The 18,767-nt window shown below is 72.0% G+C and carries 16 protein-coding genes; 8 read left to right on the top strand and 8 right to left on the bottom strand.

Features of this window, described 5'->3' with window-relative positions:
- Nucleotides 1–10: 10 nt before the first annotated feature.
- Complete coding sequence (gene fabV, locus KO717_RS36815; RefSeq protein WP_301374187.1) at nt 11–1,225, bottom strand: enoyl-[acyl-carrier-protein] reductase FabV; 1,215 nt, start codon at nt 1,223–1,225, stop codon at nt 11–13.
- A gap of 399 nt (nt 1,226–1,624) precedes the next feature.
- Nucleotides 1,625–2,866 (bottom strand): saccharopine dehydrogenase family protein, encoded by a 1,242-nt coding sequence (locus KO717_RS36810; RefSeq protein WP_301374185.1) that lies wholly within the window; start codon nt 2,864–2,866, stop codon nt 1,625–1,627.
- Between the two features lie 105 nt (nt 2,867–2,971).
- Here KO717_RS36810 and KO717_RS36805 point away from each other — a divergent pair, with 105 nt between their 5' ends.
- From KO717_RS36805 to ligA, 3 genes are all read left to right on the top strand, one after another.
- On the top strand, nt 2,972–3,709 hold the full coding sequence (locus tag KO717_RS36805) for a TetR/AcrR family transcriptional regulator (protein ID WP_301374183.1): 738 nt from the start codon (nt 2,972–2,974) through the stop codon (nt 3,707–3,709).
- Between the two features lie 105 nt (nt 3,710–3,814).
- Nucleotides 3,815–5,416, top strand: a complete 1,602-nt coding sequence (locus tag KO717_RS36800) for an APC family permease (protein WP_301374182.1) — start codon at nt 3,815–3,817, stop codon at nt 5,414–5,416.
- Nucleotides 5,417–5,520: 104 nt separating this feature from the next.
- Nucleotides 5,521–7,584, top strand: a complete 2,064-nt coding sequence (ligA, locus tag KO717_RS36795; protein WP_301374180.1) for an NAD-dependent DNA ligase LigA — start codon at nt 5,521–5,523, stop codon at nt 7,582–7,584.
- 189 nt (nt 7,585–7,773) lie between these two features.
- On the opposite strand, the gene KO717_RS36790 is transcribed toward ligA, so the two are convergent.
- Entirely contained in the window at nt 7,774–9,945 is a 2,172-nt protein-coding gene (locus KO717_RS36790; RefSeq protein ID WP_301374178.1) for a TerD family protein, read from the bottom strand.
- Nucleotides 9,946–10,062: 117 nt separating this feature from the next.
- Here KO717_RS36790 and cpt point away from each other — a divergent pair, with 117 nt between their 5' ends.
- Nucleotides 10,063–10,584 carry a chloramphenicol phosphotransferase CPT gene (gene cpt / locus KO717_RS36785; protein WP_301374977.1) on the top strand — a complete coding sequence of 174 codons (522 nt, stop codon included), beginning with the start codon at nt 10,063–10,065 and terminating at the stop codon, nt 10,582–10,584.
- 56 nt (nt 10,585–10,640) lie between these two features.
- On the opposite strand, the gene KO717_RS36780 is transcribed toward cpt, so the two are convergent.
- Nucleotides 10,641–11,213: a DUF1772 domain-containing protein gene (locus tag KO717_RS36780; RefSeq protein WP_301374176.1), complete on the bottom strand. Its 573-nt coding sequence runs from the start codon at nt 11,211–11,213 to the stop codon at nt 10,641–10,643.
- A gap of 194 nt (nt 11,214–11,407) precedes the next feature.
- On the opposite strand from KO717_RS36780, the gene KO717_RS36775 reads away from it, so the two are divergent.
- Nucleotides 11,408–11,911 carry a GNAT family N-acetyltransferase gene (locus tag KO717_RS36775; protein ID WP_301374174.1) on the top strand — a complete coding sequence of 168 codons (504 nt, stop codon included), beginning with the start codon at nt 11,408–11,410 and terminating at the stop codon, nt 11,909–11,911.
- A gap of 156 nt (nt 11,912–12,067) precedes the next feature.
- Here the strand turns inward: KO717_RS36775 and KO717_RS36770 are convergent, their stop codons facing one another.
- Complete coding sequence (locus KO717_RS36770) at nt 12,068–13,078, bottom strand: AraC family transcriptional regulator (protein WP_301374172.1); 1,011 nt, start codon at nt 13,076–13,078, stop codon at nt 12,068–12,070.
- Nucleotides 13,079–13,146: 68 nt separating this feature from the next.
- Nucleotides 13,147–14,022 (bottom strand): NmrA family NAD(P)-binding protein, encoded by an 876-nt coding sequence (locus tag KO717_RS36765; RefSeq protein ID WP_301374170.1) that lies wholly within the window; start codon nt 14,020–14,022, stop codon nt 13,147–13,149.
- A 104-nt stretch (nt 14,023–14,126) separates the two neighbouring features.
- Here KO717_RS36765 and KO717_RS36760 point away from each other — a divergent pair, with 104 nt between their 5' ends.
- Nucleotides 14,127–14,741 (top strand): GNAT family N-acetyltransferase, encoded by a 615-nt coding sequence (locus tag KO717_RS36760; RefSeq protein ID WP_367401567.1) that lies wholly within the window; start codon nt 14,127–14,129, stop codon nt 14,739–14,741.
- Here KO717_RS36760 and KO717_RS36755 read toward each other — a convergent pair.
- On the bottom strand, nt 14,719–15,213 hold the full coding sequence (locus tag KO717_RS36755; RefSeq protein ID WP_301374166.1) for a hypothetical protein: 495 nt from the start codon (nt 15,211–15,213) through the stop codon (nt 14,719–14,721). The genes KO717_RS36760 and KO717_RS36755 overlap by 23 nt on opposite strands.
- Before the next feature lie 294 nt (nt 15,214–15,507).
- Here KO717_RS36755 and KO717_RS36750 point away from each other — a divergent pair, with 294 nt between their 5' ends.
- Both KO717_RS36750 and KO717_RS36745 read left to right on the top strand, forming a co-directional pair.
- Nucleotides 15,508–16,062: a flavoprotein gene (locus KO717_RS36750; RefSeq protein WP_301374164.1), complete on the top strand. Its 555-nt coding sequence runs from the start codon at nt 15,508–15,510 to the stop codon at nt 16,060–16,062.
- Nucleotides 16,063–16,404: 342 nt separating this feature from the next.
- Nucleotides 16,405–18,288, top strand: a complete 1,884-nt coding sequence (locus tag KO717_RS36745) for an ATP-binding cassette domain-containing protein (protein WP_301374163.1) — start codon at nt 16,405–16,407, stop codon at nt 18,286–18,288.
- A 90-nt stretch (nt 18,289–18,378) separates the two neighbouring features.
- On the opposite strand, the gene KO717_RS36740 is transcribed toward KO717_RS36745, so the two are convergent.
- On the bottom strand, nt 18,379–18,696 hold the full coding sequence (locus KO717_RS36740) for an ASCH domain-containing protein (protein WP_301374161.1): 318 nt from the start codon (nt 18,694–18,696) through the stop codon (nt 18,379–18,381).
- Nucleotides 18,697–18,767 lie beyond the last annotated feature (71 nt).

Raw genomic sequence — 18,767 nt, 5'->3', positions numbered from 1 at the left:
CGCTCCGGGATCAGGCGGTGGGAGCGGGCCAGGGAACGTGGGTGGCCACCGGGGCGGTGTAGTCGACGCCCGGCACGGAGAATCCGTACAGGCGCTGGACCTCGGCGTGAAACCAGTCGAGGTCGGCGAGGGCGGCGATGGTGTCGCTCGTGGCGGTCTCCCAGCGCTCGGCGACGGCCGCCTGGACCTCGTCGGTGAGTTCCCAGGTGTCCAGGCGGACGCGGCCCTCCTCGTCCAGGGTGAGCGGGGCGGCGCCGGTGAGCTGGTCCCACAGGGCGGCGAGCTGACGCACCGGCGGCATCAGGTCCGGTCCGAGGACTCCGCGCAGCAGGCCGGTGTACAGGGCGATGCCGGGGATGGCGGTGGAGGACTGGGTGACGGCGGCGCCGTTGACGGAGGTCACGGCCCGTCCGCCCAGCGTCGAGCCGAGCCGCTCGTTCAGGGTGCGGGCGGTGGCCTCCAGGTGGGCCTTGGCCGCGCCGATGGTGCCCTGCCGGTAGATCGCCGCCGTCAGCGGCGAGCCGATGTACGACAGCGCGGCGGTGGCGAAGCCCTTGCCGAGCAGTCCCCGGCCTGCCAGATGGTCGATCCAGCGTTCCCAGTCCGCGCCGCCCATCACGGCCACGGTCTGCTCGACGTCATCGCCCTCGGCCGGCCCGGTCTCGACCTCGCGCACCTCGGGGACGCCCTGGTCGTCGAATACGAGGGTCTTGGTGCGGTTCGCCCGGCCGATCGGCCTGAGCACGGAGGCGTACGTGGTGCCGGTGTCCGGGTCGGTGCGCCGGGGCGCGGCGACCGAGTAGATCAGGTAGTCCAGCCTGCCGCCGAAACGCTGCTCGATGAGGTCGGCGACCTCGTTCTTCATCGTGTCGGAGAACGCGTCGCCGTTGAGGAAGACCAGGTCCCGCCCGGCGGTGCGGGCGATGTCGGCGGTGGCGGCGGTGCGGTACCAGCCGGCCGTGGCGGTGCGCCGTTCGGTGGGGGCCTTCTCGAAGGAGACCATGACGCCGCGGATGCCGGCGCGCTTGAGTCCGGCGATGGTGGCGGCCAGGCCGTATCCGGCCGAGGAGCCGATGATCAGAGCCACCGGCCCGGCTCCGTCCGGAGTGGCGGCAGGGTCGGGGCAGGCCTGCCACATGTCGGCCACCAGCCGCTCGCAGCCTGCCGGGTGGGAGTCGAGAAAGAGAAAGCCCCGGTTGCGGGGGGTGAGAACGCGCTCGCTCACGATGGAGTCCTTGGGTCGATCGGGCCGAGGACGCGGCAGCCGGCCGGGCCACCACGTCCCGCAAGTCTGCGACAGGGCGGACACGGACCATGGGCCCCACCAGGGACAAGGATCAGAAGTCGATCTTGGAGTGTTCCGCCACTTCCGGCGGAGCGAAGGATGCGTCACGACGAAGTGCGCACGGCACGGCCGTCCTTGACGCTCCGCGCGCGGAACTCCGTCGCGGTGAGGCCGTACCTCTCGCGGAAGGACCGGCGACGTGCGGGTGGTGTCCCGGAGCGCAACAGGGGTGCGGCTGCCGGCGCATGGTTCGGTGCGGCGTGCCGCCGCGCCACTCGGCGCGGCCGCCGGAGGGGCGGCGCGCCGGCCTCGGCGCTGCCCCTCCGGTGCGCCGGACGGTCAGTTGCCCGGGGTCTCGCCCTGTTCCCGCATGCCCCACGGGGAGCCGTACGCGGTGAGCAGGTCGAGGAAGGGGAGGGGCGGGAGGGCCTCGGGGCCGAGGACGCCGGGCTGCGACCAGACGCCGGTGGCCAGGAGTTCGAGGGCCACCACCGGGTTGACGGCGGTCTGCCAGACGACCGCCTGGGAGCCGTACTCGCGCATGGACCACTGGTTGTCGACCACGTGGTAGAGGTAGACCTCGCGGGGCAGGCCGTCCTTGGTGCCCTTGACCCAGGTGCCGGCGCAGGTCTTTCCGGTCATGCGGTCCCCGAGCGTCGCCGGGTCGGGCAGGCAGGCGGCGACCACGTCGCGGGGCGAGACCCGGACCTCGCTGCCGTCCTCGCCGCGGACCGCGACCCGCGCGGTGGAGTCCAGACCGAGGGCGTGAAGGGTCTTGAGCTTGCCGATGAAGTCGTCACCGAGGCCGTACTTGAAGGTGACCCGGCGGGCACCGACCCAGCGCGGGACGAGGAGGACCTCCTCGTGTTCGACGTTGACGCACTCGACGGGGCCGATGCCCTCCGGGAAGTCGAAGACCTCCGGCTCGCTGAACGGCTCGGTGGTGAACCAGCCGCGCTCGCGCTCGTAGACCACGGGAGGGTTCAGGCACTCCTCGATCGTCGTCCAGATGTTGAAGGACGGGGCGAAGTCGTAGCCCTCGACGGCCAGGTTCGCTCCGTCGCGGATGCCGATCTCCTCGATGTCGTCGAAGAGGTGGTCGGCGGCGTAGCGGGCGAAGACGTCCGAGAGTCCGGGCTCGACGCCCATGCCGACGAGGGCGAGTCGGCCCGACTTCTCCCACTCCCCGGCCCGTTCGAACTGCTCGTCGCCGAGCTTCACCCCGCATTCGCCGTGCGGGTGCTCGGGGTGGGGGCGCGAGAGGGACATGGCCATGTCGAGGTAGTGGCTGCCCGCCGCGAGCGCGGCGTTGAACAGGGGCATCACGAAGCGCGGGTCGGTGGCGTTCATCAGGACGTCGCATCCGCGCTCGGTGAGCAGCCGGCCGACCGCCGCCTCGTCGGAGGCGTCGACGCGACAGGCGCTGAAGCGCTGCTCCTCGCCGCCCAGGGCCGCGACGGCAGCCTCGGCGCGGGCCAGGTCGTAGTCGGCGACGACGAAGTGGTCGAAGAAGTCGCGGCGGGCGGCGATCTTGGTGATCGCGCTCCCGACACCGCCGGCACCCACAAGCAGAACACGCATGGCGAGGTCCTTTCTCGGTGAGGCGTGCGCCTCAGGGGGCTGATGGAACCGTTCCGTCCGAGTTAAGGTCAATGGTGTTGGCATAAGGATGGACGGAGGCGGGCGATGGCGAAGGACGTGGTCCCGGAGGAGGCCCGCAGGCGGCGGCGCCCGACCCGGCAGGGAACGGTGCTCTCCGAGCGGCTGATCGTCGAGACGGCCCTGCGGATGGTGCGCGAGCACGGGAGCGCGGGCCTGTCCGCCCGGCGGCTGGGCGCCGCTCTGGGGGCGGACCCCAGCACGCTGTACCGGTACTTCGACGGCATGGACGGTCTGACCCTGGCCATCGGCGAGGAGCTGATCGGCCGGGCGCTCGACGGCTGGGTCCCCACGGGGCGGTGGCGCGAGGACCTGCGCTCACTGGGGCTGCGCATCCACGGCGCCTACGTCGCCCACCCGCAGGCCGCGCTGCTCACCGCGAGCCGGGTGAGCGGCCGGCCGCGCGAGATCGCGGCCGACGAGGCGATCCTCGGCAGCCTTCGCGGCGCGGGCTTCGCGGACGTGGACGCCGTACGGATCTACCACGCCTACATCGACCAGGCCCTGGCCTTCGCGGCGCTCGACGCGGGGCCGCTCGCGCTGACGGAGAAGGCGCGCGAGTCGGACGAGGAGCGGTGGGAGTCGACGTACGCACGGCTGCCGGCCGACGCCTACCCGAACATCGCGGCCACGGCGGGACTGCTGGCCGCCCGGATGCCCCACAGCGCGTACCCGGTCGCGCTGGAGATGCTGCTGGACACCGCCGAGAGGCAGCTCGCGGACGCGGCGGGCCCCGGGGGCGGGGGTGCGGCGGGGCGCGGCTGACCCGGCCTTCCGGGCCCGCTTATGCCAACACCATTGACCCTCTGTGCGGAGCACGGGTTTCCTCATCGCATTCACGCCCCGTTCACCGTGCACCAGTGAGGGACCATGGTCGAAGACACCCCGCGGACGCCTGCCGCCGACGCCACGCTCAGACCGAACGCGATCGGCTTCGTCGACGCCCTCGCCATCGGGCTGAACGCGACCTCGCCGGCGTACTCCCTGGCCGCCGTGATCGGGCCGATCGTCGCCCTGGTCGGCGTCCATGCCCCCGGGGTGATGCTCGCGTCGTTCGTTCCGATGGTGCTCATCGCTTCCGCTTTCTACTACCTGAACCGGGCCGACCCCGACTGCGGCACGACCTTTTCGTGGGTGACGCGTGCGCTGGGGCCCACGACCGGCTGGCTGGGCGGCTGGGCGATCACCATGACGGGGGTCCTGGTGGTCGGCTCGCTCGCCGACGTCGCCGTCAACTTCGGCCTGCTGGCCGTCGGTCTGGACGGCTGGGCCGGAAACTCGCTGATCCGCCAGGCACTGACCGTGCTCGTGATCGTGACGATGGCGGCCCTGTGCGTCCGGGACACTCAGGCGGCGGCCCGTCTGCAGAACGTCCTCGTGCTGCTGCAGACCGTCTGCCTGTTCGTCTTCGCGGGCGTCGCCCTGTACCGGGTGTACGCCGGAACCGGCTCCGCGGGCGCGCTGCGCCCGTCCGTCGGCTGGCTCGACCCGTTCGGGGCCGGGAGCACGGCGCTGACCGGCGGGCTGCTCCTCGGTGTCTTCGTCTACTGGGGCTGGGAGTCGGCCGTCAACCTCACCGAGGAGACGAAGGACCCCTCCTCCGCCCCGGGCCGGGCCGGCGTCTGGTCGACGGTGGTCCTCCTGGCCACCTATGTCTCCGTGGCCTTCGCGGTGGTCGCGTTCGCGGGCACCGGCTATCTCACCGCGCACGCCGACGACGAGGAGGCCGTCTTCGCCTCCCTGGCCCGCGAGGCCCTCGGCGGCTGGGACTGGATCGTCCTCCTCGCCGTCGCCACCTCGGCGCTCGCCTCGACCCAGACCACGATCATCCCGGCCTCCCGTACCGCGCTGTCCATGGCGCGCAGGCACGCCCTCCCCCGCCGGTTCGGTCTGATCCACGGCCGGTACCGCACCCCCGCCGTCGGCACCTGGTGGGTCGCCGGCACGGCCACGGTCTGGTACCTGTTCATCCACCAGGTCAGCGAGAACGCGCTCGCCGACTCACTGACGGCCCTCTCGTTGCTGATCGCCTTCTACTACGCCCTCACCGGTATCGCCTGCGCGGTCTACCACCGGCGCCTGCTGACCTCGGGGGTGCGCGAGTTCCTGTTCATCGGGGCCGGCCCCCTGATCGGCGCGGGGATGCTGATCTGGCTGCTCGCCGAGGCGGTCGTCGACATGGCGGACCCCGCCAACTCCTCCGGCGGGACGTCCTGGTTCGGCCTCGGCCCGCCGCTGGTCATCGCCCTCGGCCTGAGCCTCGCGGGGCTGCTGGTGATGCTCGCGCGGCGCGCGGCGTCCGGCGCGTTCTGGGCGGAGCGCCCGACCGTCCACGCAGGCCCGGCGGACCTGCCGGTCGGGACGGCGGAGGCCGGAGGGGCCGAGCGGCCGGCGGCAAGCGCCGCGGGCGGGGCGGAAGCCGGGGCGGCCGGGGTGGCGGCCGGGGTGGCCGGGCCCGTGGCACGAGGATGAACACGCGGGGGGCGTACGGGCCCTGACGGCCCGCCGTCCGCCGGGAAGGGCCCGCGGCGGGCGGGCCGGGGCGATTGTCAGTGGTGCGCGGGAGGATCACTCCCATGATGAACCTTTCCGCCGATCAGGCGCTGTCCAGCATGTCCAGCCGCTCCGCGTACGAGGCCGCGCTCGGGCGCCTGCGCGACGCGTCGGGGGCGTACTACGCCGACGGCGACAGCCCGATGGACGATGCCACCTACGACCAGCTCCGGCTCGCCGTACTGGCGTGGGAATCGGAGCACCCCGACGAGGCCGCCGCGGACTCCCCCACCGGGCAGGTCGGCGACGGCGCCGCCCCGGCCGGCGATGTCGCGCACACCACCCGGCTGCTCAGCCTGGACAATGTCTTCGACCCCGACGGCCTGCTGTCGTGGGGCGAGTCCCTCCAGCGGCGGCTGGGCACGGCACCGGCCGGCGGGTTCACCGTCGAGCCGAAGCTGGACGGCGCGGCCGTCGCGGCCCGCTACCGGGCCGGGCGGCTGGTGCAGATCATCACGCGGGGCGACGGCAGCACCGGTGAGGACATCAGCCATGTCATCGGGCAGATAGAGGGCCTGCCCGAGCGGCTGCCGGTGCCGGCCACCTTCGAGGTGCGCGGAGAGGTGCTGTTCACCCAGGAGCAGTTCGAGGCGGCGAACGCGGTCCGCACCGCGCACGGCGCGCAGGTCTTCGCCAACCCCCGCAACGGCACGGCCGGCACGCTGCGGGCCAAGGACCGCCCGTACCGGCTCATGATGACGTTCTGGACGTACGGCGCGGTCGAACTGGACGGGGAACCGTTCCTGCCCGCCGGAGGCACGCACGCCGAGACCCTGGCCGCGGTCGCCCGGGCCGGAGTCCGGACGACCGCGGACACCCCGGTCGGACTGCACGTGGTCGCCACCCTCGCCGAGGCCCAGCAGCGGGTCGACGAGATCGCCGCCCTGCGCGCGGGGCTGCCGTTCGGGATCGACGGTGTCGTGATCAAGGTCAACGACGTGGCCGAGCAGGCAGCGGCGGGACTGGGCAGCCGCTTCCCCTACTTCGCCGTCGCCTTCAAGCTTCCGGCCGTCGAGCGGCAGACCGTGCTGGAGGACGTGGTGTGGGAGGTCGGCCGGACCGGGGTGCTGGCCCCGACCGCCGTACTCGCCCCGGTCCTGATCGACGGGTCCACGGTCACCCGGGCCACCCTCCACAACCCGGCCGACATCCGGCGCCGCGATCTCCACCTGGGCGACACCGTGACGGTCTACAAGGCGGGCGACATCATCCCGCGGGTCCAGGCCGCCGTGGTGGCGCTGCGCCCGGCCGGGGCGACGGAGGTACCCCTGCCCGGGGCGTGCCCCAACTGCGGTGGGGAGATCGACAAGACGCAGGAGCGGTGGCGCTGCGCGCAGGGCGCGGCCTGCGCGCTGCCGGCCCTCATCGAGTACGCCGCCGGGCGCGAGATGCTCGACATCGACGGGCTGGGCAGGACGTACGTCAAGGCCCTGGTCGACGCCGGTGACGTCACGGACGTCGCCGACCTGTTCACCCTGTCCCTGGAGCAGCTCACCACCGCTTCCGGCAGCGCCAAGCGGGCCGCGAAGCTGGCCGGGCAGATCGCGGCGGCGAAGGCCCGGCCGCTGAGCCGTGTCGTCTGCGCGCTGGGCATCCTGGGCACCGGGCGCAGCATCTCGCGGCGGATCGCCCGGCACTTCGGCACGATGGACGCCGTCCGGCAGGCCGATGCCCTGGACATGCAGGCCGTGGACGGCATCGGCCCGGAGAAGGCCCCGGTGATCGTCGAGCAGATCGCCGCCCTGGCGCCGGTCATCGACAAGCTCGCCGCGGCGGGCGTCAACATGACTGAGCCGCAGGAAGAAGCGGCGGCGCAGGGCTCGGGTCCGCTGGCCGGGAAGGTCGTGGTGGTGACCGGGAAGATGACCGGAGCGCTCGAAGGCCAGGGCCGGGACGCGATGAACGCACTGATCGAGAAAGCGGGCGGGCGCGCGGGCAGCAGCGTCAGTGCCAGGACCACCATCCTGGTCTCCGCGCCCTCGGCGAGCGGCAAGCCCAGCGCGAAGGCGGTCAAGGCCGCCGAGCTGGGTGTCGAGGTACTGACCCCGGAGGCCTTCGCCGAGCTGGTCGCCGACTTCCTGAGCTGAGCTGCGCTGAGCTGAACGCAGCGAGCCGGCCCGGCCGGGGGCCGGCGTACGACACGGAAAAGCCTCCGGCCGTCCCGCGTGGTGCGGGACGGCCGGAGGTCTCAAGTCGGTGGCGAGGAAAGCGAAGAGGCTATCTTGGAGTGTTGAGAAGGAAGCCCCTTCATGGCCTCGCCACGGCTACGTTAACAGTCAGGCGGGGATCAGGTCACGCAGATTTTCCGGGGTGACGATCCGCGACGCCGGGTGCAGCTTCTCGGGCCGCTCCAGGCCGATATAGGTGACGGGACCCGCCGGAACGGTCCTCCCGTCCCACACGGTGACGGTCGTCGCGCTGCCGGTCATCAGCTCGACCAGGTACCGGACGGTGAGCTGCTCGCGCTCGACGACGGCCCGCATCAGCGTCGCGACCGTCACCTGGTTGTCCTCGACCCGGTTGTACGACGGAGACCCCGTCAGGCACAGGTGCAGCCACTTGGCGCGCCACCGGCCGTCGGACCCGCGCAGGAACACCAGTGGCAGGGCGACGCGGCCCGGACCGCGCAGATCCGACTTCATGCGCACCGTGCGCGGCTCGAAAGGCCGTCCGTTCTGCTCGGCCCCGCGCAGCATGAACCCGAAGAACGACTCCTCGACCTCCTCGAAGCCTTCCCCCGAGAAGATGTTGACCTGCGGGACGATGCAGGAGGCGCGCACCGCGTCCAGGCGCAGGTCGATGAACTCCGAGGCCCCGTCGGCCGCGTCCGTGATGTCACCGGAATGCTTGCCCCCGACCTCACTCAGGTTGGTGTACGAGAGCCAGGAGACGGTCGAGTAGTCGGTGTCCAGCAGGGCCGCCGACAGGTCGAAGTCGGTGCTGCGCGCGGTCTGCTTCCAGTACACGAAGAAGCGCAGCATCTCTCCGTCGACCGGGGACACAGAGCCGCGTGGCAGCACACCGAGCCCGGACGCGGTCGCCTTGCCGCTGAGCGGCAGCGCCACGTCCAGCACGTCCGGGTCGATCAGCAGGTGGTCCGCGGCGGGCACCCGGCGGCGCAGCTCCGCGTCGATCGCGGCGATCATCCGCTTGCGCTCGGGCGCGAACACCGGCGGACGGGTGTCCTCGGTGACCCAGGCCCGGCCGGAGCGGTTGACGAACACCCGCTGCTCGCCGGTCTCCTCCGCCCGGTTGTGCAGGTGCTGGCGTACCGACAGCAGGATCCGGCCGGAGGCATCGGGGAGGGCGTGCTCGGCGGCGGCCGCGACGGCGTCGCGCTCGTCCTGGGTGTGGGCGGAGCGCAGCAGCCGGTCCAGGGATCGCAGCAGTTTGCCGGGCGCGGCCTTCAGCAGCTCGGCGGCGCCGGTGGGGTCGAGCCGGGCGTGCAGTTCCTCCACCCGGCTGTCGAAGGTGCGCACCGCCTTCTCGCCGCGGGCGACGGCGAACACGTCGGCCGCGTGCGGCCACTGCGGGTACTCGTGCGGGTGCAGCCGCTCGCCGAGCCGCTTCCACATCTCGCGGTGCGCGTGCACGTCGGCGAGCTTGGCGGGCGCCGCGCCGACGACCGCGTCGAGGCCCGCGAGCAGCGCCCGGCGCACCGCCCGGGAGAGCCCGCGCAGCCGCGTCGGCTCCTGCAGGCCGACGTCGCCGCCGGCGAGCGCGCAGGCGAGGCGGAGCACATCGGTGACCGTGTCCAGCAGCAGGCTCGCGCCGGCCTTCAGCCGGGCCTCGTTGACCACGGCCCGGTTCTCCCGTACGGGGATCTCCTCGGGCTGCGGTCCGTCCGCGCAGTGCCCGGCGAGTTCGCGCAGGTCCCGCAGGCCGTCCTCGCCCAGGGGTGTGGTGCTGCCCGCCAAGGCCAGGTAGAGGGAGGTGAGTTCGTCGTCGGGGGCGGCGCCGAGGTGCAGGACCGTCAGACGGTCGCCCGCCGCGGCGATCAGCTCGTCGTGGTGGGTCAGCATCTCGGCGTAGGTGTGCCGGTAGTTCCCGTACGACGGGAGCGTGAGGAGGTTCACGACGCCGGTGCCCAGCTGCTCCAGCGTGCTCGCGCGCGTGTCGTCGTCGGCGAGCGCCTCCGCTATGCACTGCATCCAGAAGTCGAACGTGTCCGGCACGTTGGCCGGGAAGTCGATGAAGTACACGTTGTGCCGGACGTGGTCGCCGACCATCTCGCGGACGGTGCCCAGCGTCCGTACGGCGGTGTCGACGACCGCTCCTTCGGACAGTCCCGACAGGTGGGCGAGCAGCTGTGCCGAGAGCTTGAAGCCCACGGACATCAGCGCGGCGTCGAACTGCTGTGCCGCGACGGCGCCTTCCCCGGCGGGTCCCGCGGGGCGGGGGATGCGGTGGGTGTGCCGGAGGACCAGGGGGTCGAGTCGGTGGACCATCCGAACATGATCCCAAGGCCGTACGGACAGCCGCACCCGGTTTTCGCGGGGGGCGGTGTACGCCGAAACCTGTTCCGTGCCGGACGGGCAGCGGCCTACTGTGGCGCGGTGACTCAGATGATCATTCTCAACGGTGGTTCCAGCTCGGGGAAGTCCGGGATCGTACGGTGTCTGCAGGCCCTGCTGCCGGACCCGTGGCTGTCGTTCGGGTGCGATGCGTTCGTCGACGCCCTGCCTGCCGCGATGCAGACGGCGCAGGAAGGCATCGAGATCACGGCGGACGGCACGGTGAGCGTCGGGGCGACGTTCCGGGCGCTGGAGGCGGCCTGGACGGAGGGGATCGTGGCGATGGCCCGTGCGGGCGCGCGGATCGTCGTCGACGACGTGTTCCTCGGTGGGGCGGCGTCCCAGCAGCGGTGGCGGAAGGCGCTGGGTGACGTGCCGGTCCTGTGGGTCGGGGTGCGGTGCGACAGCGCGGTGGCCGCGGGCCGTGAGATCGCGCGAGGGGACCGGGTCAGGGGGATGGCCGCAGCGCAGGCGGACGCCGTGCACCGGGGAGTGACCTACGACCTCGAGGTGAACACGGCGCACACCGAATCCCTGGAGTGCGCGCGGATCATCGCCTCCCACGCCGGCTGACCCCGGGGATCCCCTTACCCGGCGAAGGGAATCCCCGGCGGGTGCGCCCGGTGCGATCAGCGCGTGGCGCGGCCGTGGAGCAGCGACGCGCGGGCGAGAGCGGTGAGGGCCGCGGTGCAGAGCAGGGTGCGGACGATGTTCGTCGTGACCCAGGTGGTCCTGAACCGCTCGACGATCGAGAAGTCCGTCATCTTCTCGACCGCGCCCGCGTCGGCGAGCTCGTTGTTGAGCGGGATGTTCACGCCGAAGGTGATCACGAGGACGGCGAGGTACGCGACCGCGGCCGCCCCCACCCACAGGGCGGTGGCGCGGCGGCCGCCGCGGTACTCCACGACCGCCGAGGCGACGGCCGCCACCAGGGCCAGCAGGAACACCGAGCCGAAGAGCGGATTGCCGTCGATGGCCTTGTTGAAGGCGCGCATCGCGGTGACGTACGTCTGCTCGTCGCCGGCGGCGAGCCCCGGCATCACCGAGACGTCGAAAGCGAAGAACAGCCCGGCCATCAGGCCCACCAGAACGGTGGACAGTGTGATCAGGGTGGCGGCGAGCCGGGTGCTCCGCGGCCCGCCCGGTGTCGCCGAGGAGGCCGGCGGCGGGGTCGGATCGTGCGGCGTCGGGTTGATGGTCATTCGACTCTCGTCCTCTTCCAACAGTCAGTACAGCACGGTGCGATGCAGTGCGGTGCGACGCGTTCTGAACACGAACGCCCGATCGTGACATCACCTGTTCGATATTCCGCCGGGTTTCGATGACCCCTTGGGTGAATCTTTAGCCACTGCTGCCGGCTCCCGGGGAGGGTCGGAGCTGGGGATACCCTGGGTCCATGCCAGCCCTGAACACCCCCGCAGCGGGCCCGCTGCGCCTGGAGCCCGTCACCGGCGCCAACTTCGACGCGGTGTGCGCGATACGGGTCCGCCCCGACCAGGCCCATCTGGTCTCCCCCGTGGTGAAGTCCCTCGCGGAGGCGTACGTGCACACCACGACGGCCTGGCCCCGGGCCGTCGTCGACGGCGACGAGGTCGTCGGCTTCGTCATGGCCTTCCACGACATCGTCTGGGACCCGGCCGCCGACCCGGACGACCGGCGCAGCGGTATCTGGCGCCTCAACATCGACGCCCGCCACCAGGGCAAGGGCTACGGCCGCTTCGCCGTCCGGGCGGTCACCGAAGAAATCCGCGCCCGCGGCATCCACCACGCGTACGTCACCTGGGACACCGGCACGAACAGCCCCGAACCCTTCTACCTCGGCCTCGGCTTCCGCCCCACCGGCGAACTCAGCGGTGACGAACGCGTCGCGAGGCTCTCCCTCGTCCCGGACCGGAGCTGAGGGCCGTCCCGCGATCCGGCTCTTCGGGGGCACGGCCCTCAGGAGCCCGGACCTCAGGGGCTCGTTCCTCAGGAGCCCGGTCCTCAGGGGCTCGTTCCTCAGGAGCCCGGTCCTCAGGGGCTCGTTCCTCGCAGACCCGGTCTTCGCGGGCTCGCCTCAGGAAACGGCCTGGCCGAGCACCACGGTGCCGCGCGGACCCTGCGCCGTCGCCGTACCCGGCGCCGTCGCCCCCGAGCGGAATTCCCGTGGGCTGACCCCGCGGACCCGCTTGAAGGCGGCGGACAGGGCGAAGGCACTGCTGTAGCCGACCTTGCGGGCCACCCTCTCCACCGTGGCATCCGGTTCGCGCAGGAGATCGGCCGCCAGCGTCAGCCGCCAGCCCGTCAGATAGCCGACGGGCGGCTCGCCGACGACCTCCGTGAACCGGCGCGCCAGCGACGCCCGGGAGACGCCCACCTTCAGGGCCAGCTCCTCCACGGTCCACCCGTGCGCCGGGCTCTCGTGCAGCAGCCGCAGCGCCGGCCCGACCACCGGATCGCCCTGCGCCCGGAACCAGCCCGGGGCGCCGGACCCGGGTGCCGCGAGCCACGCCCGCAACACCCCGATCAGCAGCAGGTCCAACAGCCGGTCCAGGACCACCTCCTGGCCCGGCTCCTCGCTGGAGATCTCCGAGGCGAGGAGTGTGATCAGCGTGGAGTCGGCGGTCCCGGCCTGCCTCACCAGGATCGTGGGCAGCGCGCTCAGCAGCCGGCCGCCGACCTCGCCCGGCGCCTGGTAGGTGCCGCTCAGCATCACCGCCGCCCCTGCGCCGGGGCGGTCGGCGCCCCATGTCCGCACGCCGATCGCCATCGAATCCGAGACGTCCTCACCCTCCTGCGTACTGCACCGCTGGTCGGGCCCCACCGTGATCTGGACGGGGGTGTCCGGCAGGTTCGCGACGGTGTAGGGCGCGGGCCCCCGTACGACTGCCACGTCCCCGGGGCCGATCTGTACCGGCTCGGCACCCTCGTCGTCGGGCAGCAGCCAGGCGGAGCCCTGCACCATGGTCACCACCGACAGCGGGGCACGGTCCTCGATCCGCACCGACCACGGAGGGTCGAGCACCGACTTCAGCAGGAACGCGCCCCGGGCCTGCGGGCCCGCGAGAAGGCCGGCCAGCATGTCCATACGCACATCCTCCCCACGACGGAACGACACCCCGGCACGAACCCGGGCGCGGGCGTGGCCGGTCCGCATCAGCGGGGCTCGACGTCCCAGACGCCGGTGGCCGCCGCCTCCCGGGCGAAGTCCGAGAAATCCCGGGGCGGCCGCCCCAGCACCTCCTCGACCCCGTGCACGAGGTGCGCATTGCGCCCGTCCAGGATCAGGTTGAACAGCTCGGCGAACTCCTCCGGCAGACCGTTCTCACGCAGCACCGCACGATAGTCCTCCATCGGGACCGGCGCATAGGCGATCTTACGGCCGGTCACCTTCGAGAGCTCGGCGGCCACGTCCTCGAAACCCAGCAGGCGCGGCCCCGACAGCTCGTACGTCTTTCCGATGTGCCGGTCGTCGGTCAGCGCGGCGACCACCACGTCGGCGATGTCTCCCGTGTCGACGAACGCCTCGACCGCGTCCGCCGTCGGCAGCACGATCTCGCCCGCCCGAACGGAGTCGAGGAAGAAGCTCTCGTCGAAGTTCTGGTTGAACCAGCTCGACCGGACGATCGTCCAGTCCGCGCCGGAAGCCTTCAGCCATTCCTCACTGGCCTGCGCCGCCTCCTCACCACGCCCCGAGAGCAGCACCAGGCGCCGGGCGCCGGCCGCCACCGCCACCTCCGCGAAGGCGGCAACCCTCACGGAAGCCCCCGGGAAGGCGAGATCGGGGTAGTACGTCACGTACACCCGGTCCACGTCTTCGAGCGCGGGAAGCCAGGTCGCGGGATCGTTCCAGTCGAAAGGCGGCTCGCCCCGGCGGGATCCGACCCTGACGAGGCGGCCCTGAGCCGTGAGCCGCTCGGCAACCTTCCGTCCGGTCTTGCCGGTACCTCCGATCACCAGGGTGACACCCCCGCCGTCGGTGGTCCGTGCAGCGTTCTCGTTCTCGTTCTCGTGCTTCGTCGTCTTCGTCATGACCCCAGTCAAGTCCAGCGGCGCGAGACGCGACATAGCCGAAGAGCTCACCTGCATACGCGTGCGTCCATCCGGCCGTTCGGCGTGGGGGTCCGGGAAACGGGATGACAGGGCGGCATGCGGGGAGGAAGACTCGCGGCGTGCGCGAACGAGTAGAGGTTTCCCCGGATTTGGTGCTGCGGAGATGGGCCGTGCGCGACGCGGCCTCGGTGAGGGCCGCGTTCGCGGATCCCCTCATGCGCGAGCAGACCGGCCGTCCCATCGGTTCAGCGGAAGACGCGGAGGAGTGGATCGCGGAGCGTACCGCCGAGTGGGAGGCAGGCTCCGCCTTCGCCTTCTCCGTCGTCGACGCCGCCGACACGGTGCTCGGACAGGTGTCGGTCGGCGCGGTGAACCGGCGGCACTCGGTCGGCTGGGTCTCCTACTGGACGACGGCTGACGCCCGGGGACGGGGCGTGGCCTCTCAGGCCTGCCAGGCTCTCGCTCGCTGGGCGTTCCACGAAGCCGAGCTGTTCCGGCTGGAACTGGGGCACCGGGTGAACAACCCCGGTTCGTGCAGAGTCGCTCACGCCGCGGGCTTCGCCGTGGAAGGACGGCAACGGCAGAAGCTCGCGTACGACGGCCTGCGCTACGACGTCGAGCTCCACGCCCGTCTGGCGACAGACCCGGAACCGCTCGCCGCGTCCCGTCAGTACCTCAGTACACGAGCTTGTACGTGACGTCCTTCGGGACCGGGGACGGTGCGGTGTCCGTGTAGAGCAGCCGGATCGTGCTGAAGCGCTGGACGTCCGGGTGGCCCGGCCAGGGTTCCGGGGCGCTCAGGGTCACCGTCACCGGGTAGGACCGGAAGCGGCCCGCAGCGCAGTAGGGAATGCAGTCGTTCACCATGTCGGTGCCCGTGGCCGTGGCGGTCTTCGGCCCCCAGGTGTCCCAGGTCAGTCCGACGAGACGGTTGTTGCCGTCCCCGCAGGCCAGCAGGTACTCCTCGGGGCGTACCTGGGACTGCGAGAAGCAGTCGACGACCACGAGGGGCTCGGCCGGAGCCGCTACGGCCCGGGGGCTCTGCGCGGAGGCAGGGACCGCGGCCGTGGCAAGAGCCGCCGCCGCACACAGAATGGTGGCGGTCCGCACCCTGGTCCGCAACCAGGACCGGGGTGCACGAATGAGCCGGCCGTCTTCTGAGGTATCCACGAGGCCCTCCTCGCCCTTCTGTCCCGCTGTCGGCGGTGCGGCTAAACCCAGCTTCCCCCATCCGGGCGGGCCCCGCACGCGCAGGAGCGGGTCCCCTGCCCTCCCTGTTCGCAGCATCCATGGGGGCCGCCTGTCCTGCCGCTGCCGCCCCTGCCGCGTGGCCGTGGACCCCGCCGGCCGCCGCGGGACATCCGCTGCGGCGCCCTGATTCCGGTGCCGCGCGTCCGGTGCCGACGGAACCGGCCCTGGTCAGGCAGGCGTGATCCCGCACGAACCATGTGATCATATTGCGGCATGACCACGAAGACTCTTCACCTGCTCTGCTCCGCCGCCCCGCCCGTCTTCGACGTCGCCCGGGTCATCGAGGACGCCCAGGCGCGCGGCTGGGACGTGTGCCTCGGCCTCACTCCCACCGCGGCGCACTGGCTCTCCGAAAGCCTCGACGGGCTCGCCGCTCTCACCGGCCATCCCGTCCGCTGGCAGTACAAACTGCCCGGCCAACCGGACATATGGCCCGCGGCCGACGCCGTTGTCTTCGCGCCCGCGACCTTCAACACGATCAACGCGTGGGCCCTCGGCCTGACGAACAACCTCGTCGTCGGCCTCGCCGCGGAAGCGACCGGCAAGCGCACACCGGTCATCGCGATGCCGTGCACCAACACCGCCCTCGCGGCCCACCCCCAGTTCGAAATCTCCCTGAACACCCTGCGCAACGCCGGGGTCGAACTCCTGCACGGCGAGACCGGATACACCCCCGACCCCGCCGACCCCGACGCCCCCGTCCACTTCCCCTGGCCCACCGCCATCAACGCCCTGGGCGCCCTCGACCACGCCGTGCCCCAGGCCTAGGCCGGGTCCTCGTCCGACGCCACCGGGGCCACGCCCCGGACCCGCAAGCGATTTCCGTGAGCCGACCCCCGTACCGGCGGGTTCCGGCCAACCTCCCGTCCGTCTCCGCCCGGAGGCCCGGCGGCGCCCGAACACGATCAGCGGCCACGGCTGGGGAGCCGTCGCCGCGAGGTCGGCCAGATCCCGCTGCTCCGGCCTTCGGCCTGCGCTGTACTCACTGCCTCCAGTTCCCGCGACCACGCAGCCGCCCCTCCGCACACCGCGGGGAAGGGGTTTCTCCGGCATGCGCCGCGAGCGGTGAACCGGCCTTCAAAATAACCCAGTTGGAGGAGAGGCAGCAGCATGGCCGAGCAGCACACCGAGGACCGGAAGACCGCCGCACCACCCGCCCCGCCGGAGTTCAAGTACACCTGGGGCCAGCACAACGAGACCATGGAGGCGCTGTCGCTCGGGCAGATGGCCCGCCGCGTCCCCTCCGCCCTCCGGCAGACCGCGCGGCTCGCGCTCGCCGTCAACCGCACCGCGTTCCACGTACTGGTCACCGCCCAGATCCTCGGCGGGATCTGCACGGCGGCAGCGCTCGCGGCGATCTCGCGGGCGATGGTCCCGCTCCTGACCGGGGACGGCATCGAGGAACGGATCTCGGCGGCGGCCTGGCCGCTGGTCGTCGCGGCCGCCATGACGGCGCTCGGCGCGCTGGCTTCCATCACCTCGGGCAGCGCGGCCCGCCGCCTGAATCCCGGCATGGCCACCCTCGCCGATCTCGCCATGGTCGACGCCCACATGGACGTCGAACTCGCCGCGTACGACGCTCCCGACTTCACCGAGCGTTCCGAGGCCGCCGAGACAGGATCCGCCCGCTCGGCCATGCTGCTGCAGGACGCCCTCGGCTTCACCGGCGGCCTGATCGACATGCTCGCCGTGGCGTCCGTCCTCGCCGTGGTCCACCCCGTGCTGCTTCCGCTGCTCCTGCTGTCGGTGGTCCCCCGCGGCCTCGGCTCCGTCTACGCCGCCCGCCTCGACTACCGCCTCCACAACCAGACGATCGCCTCCCGCAACATCAAGCACATGATGCGGTGGCACCTGACCACCCCGAAGCTCGCCGACGAGCTGCGCGGCAACAGCATGCGCCCGTACGCCCACCACTGGTACGCGGCGGTCTGCGAGCGCATCGACGCTCGGATGGTCAGCTCCGCACCCCGCTACCTCACGGTCTATCTGATCGCCGCCGCCGCGTCGGGGGTCTTCGTCGTGGCGACCTACGGGGCCCTCGCCGGGCTGGTCGTCGGCGGGTACATGGCGATCGCCGCAGCCGGCACGGCGATCGTCGCCATGCGGACCTCCACCGCCGCCCTCTCGCAGCTCGTCGTCTACGGGGCGGCCATGTTCCAGCACGCCCTCTACCTGGGCGACTACTCCACCTTCGTCGCCGAGGCCGCGGAGAAGTCCGGTCCGCGCGGCCCGCAGGTCATGGAGGCCGCGCCGGAGAAGATCCGCCTGGAGGAGGCCACGTACACCTACCCCGGCAAGGACACCCCCTCGCTCGGGCCCGTCTCGCTGACCCTGTCCCGCGGCGAGGTCATCGCCGTGGTCGGGGAGAACGGTGCGGGCAAGTCCACACTGATCCGGCTGCTGACCTCGCTGACCGTCCCTACGTCCGGCATCGTCTCCTGGGACGGGGTCCCGACGTCCGACGCCGACCAGCGCTCCGCCTGGCAGCACGTCGGACTCGTCACCCAGTCGTACGGGTACTGGCCCTTCTCCGCCCGGGAGAACATCACCCTCGGCCAGCCCGACCCGCGCGGCGAGGAAGCCGTCTGGGACGCCCTGGACGCGGTCGGCATGCGGACGGCCGTCCAGGAGTTCCCGGACGGCCTGGACACCCTGCTGGCCCGCTCGATCTGGGGCGGGCACGAGCCTTCCGGCGGCCAGTGGCAGCGCCTGGCGTGCGGGCGGGCGTTCCACCGGAAGCCGGGCCTGCTGGTCATGGACGAGCCGACGTCGGCCATGGACCCGCGCGGTGAGCACATGGTGTTCTCCGGGCTGCGGGACATGAAGGAGGACCGGATCACGGTGATCGTCACCCACCGGATGGAGAACTGCCGCCTCGCCGACCGGATCATCGTCCTCGACGCGGGCCGGATCACGGAGCAGGGCGGTTACGAGGAGCTGGTGCGCCTGGACGGCTCCTTCGCCGAGCTGGTCCGGCTCTCCCAGGACCGGTAGTCCGGTGACGTCCGGGGGACGCGCCACGCGTCCCCCGGACCCACTGCCCCGGCGGGGGCGCCCCCGACGCAGCTGCCCGAGCCCACCCGCTCAATGCACCGGCCGGAAGTGCACGACGGTGATGTGGTCGGCCGGTCCGATGTCGGGGTAGTGGTGGCGGAGCCTGCCGTGGAGTTCGGTCAGGTCACGGAAGCCGTCCGCCCGCGCGTCCGCCTCGCTGAGCTGGGCGACCGTCTTCCCGGTCAGCTGCGTGACGACACCCGGCAGGATCACCTCCTCGTCCAGTTCGAACACCAGGCTGACGGGACCCACCTCCACCGGGTCACGGAAGCGGACGGTGGTCGTCTTCCGGCCGGCCCGCACGGCGTCGAGGTAGTCGGGATGGAAGTACAGGGATTGCGAGTTCATCGGTGCACCTTAGTGGATCTTGCCCCTGTCGCGGCGGGCGACCCGAGTGGCCTGCTGCCCGCGCGCCGGGG

The organism is Streptomyces xanthophaeus (genome assembly GCF_030440515.1).
Lineage (GTDB): Bacteria > Actinomycetota > Actinomycetes > Streptomycetales > Streptomycetaceae > Streptomyces > Streptomyces kutzneri.
This window is presented reverse-complemented; position numbering and strand designations above follow the sequence as displayed.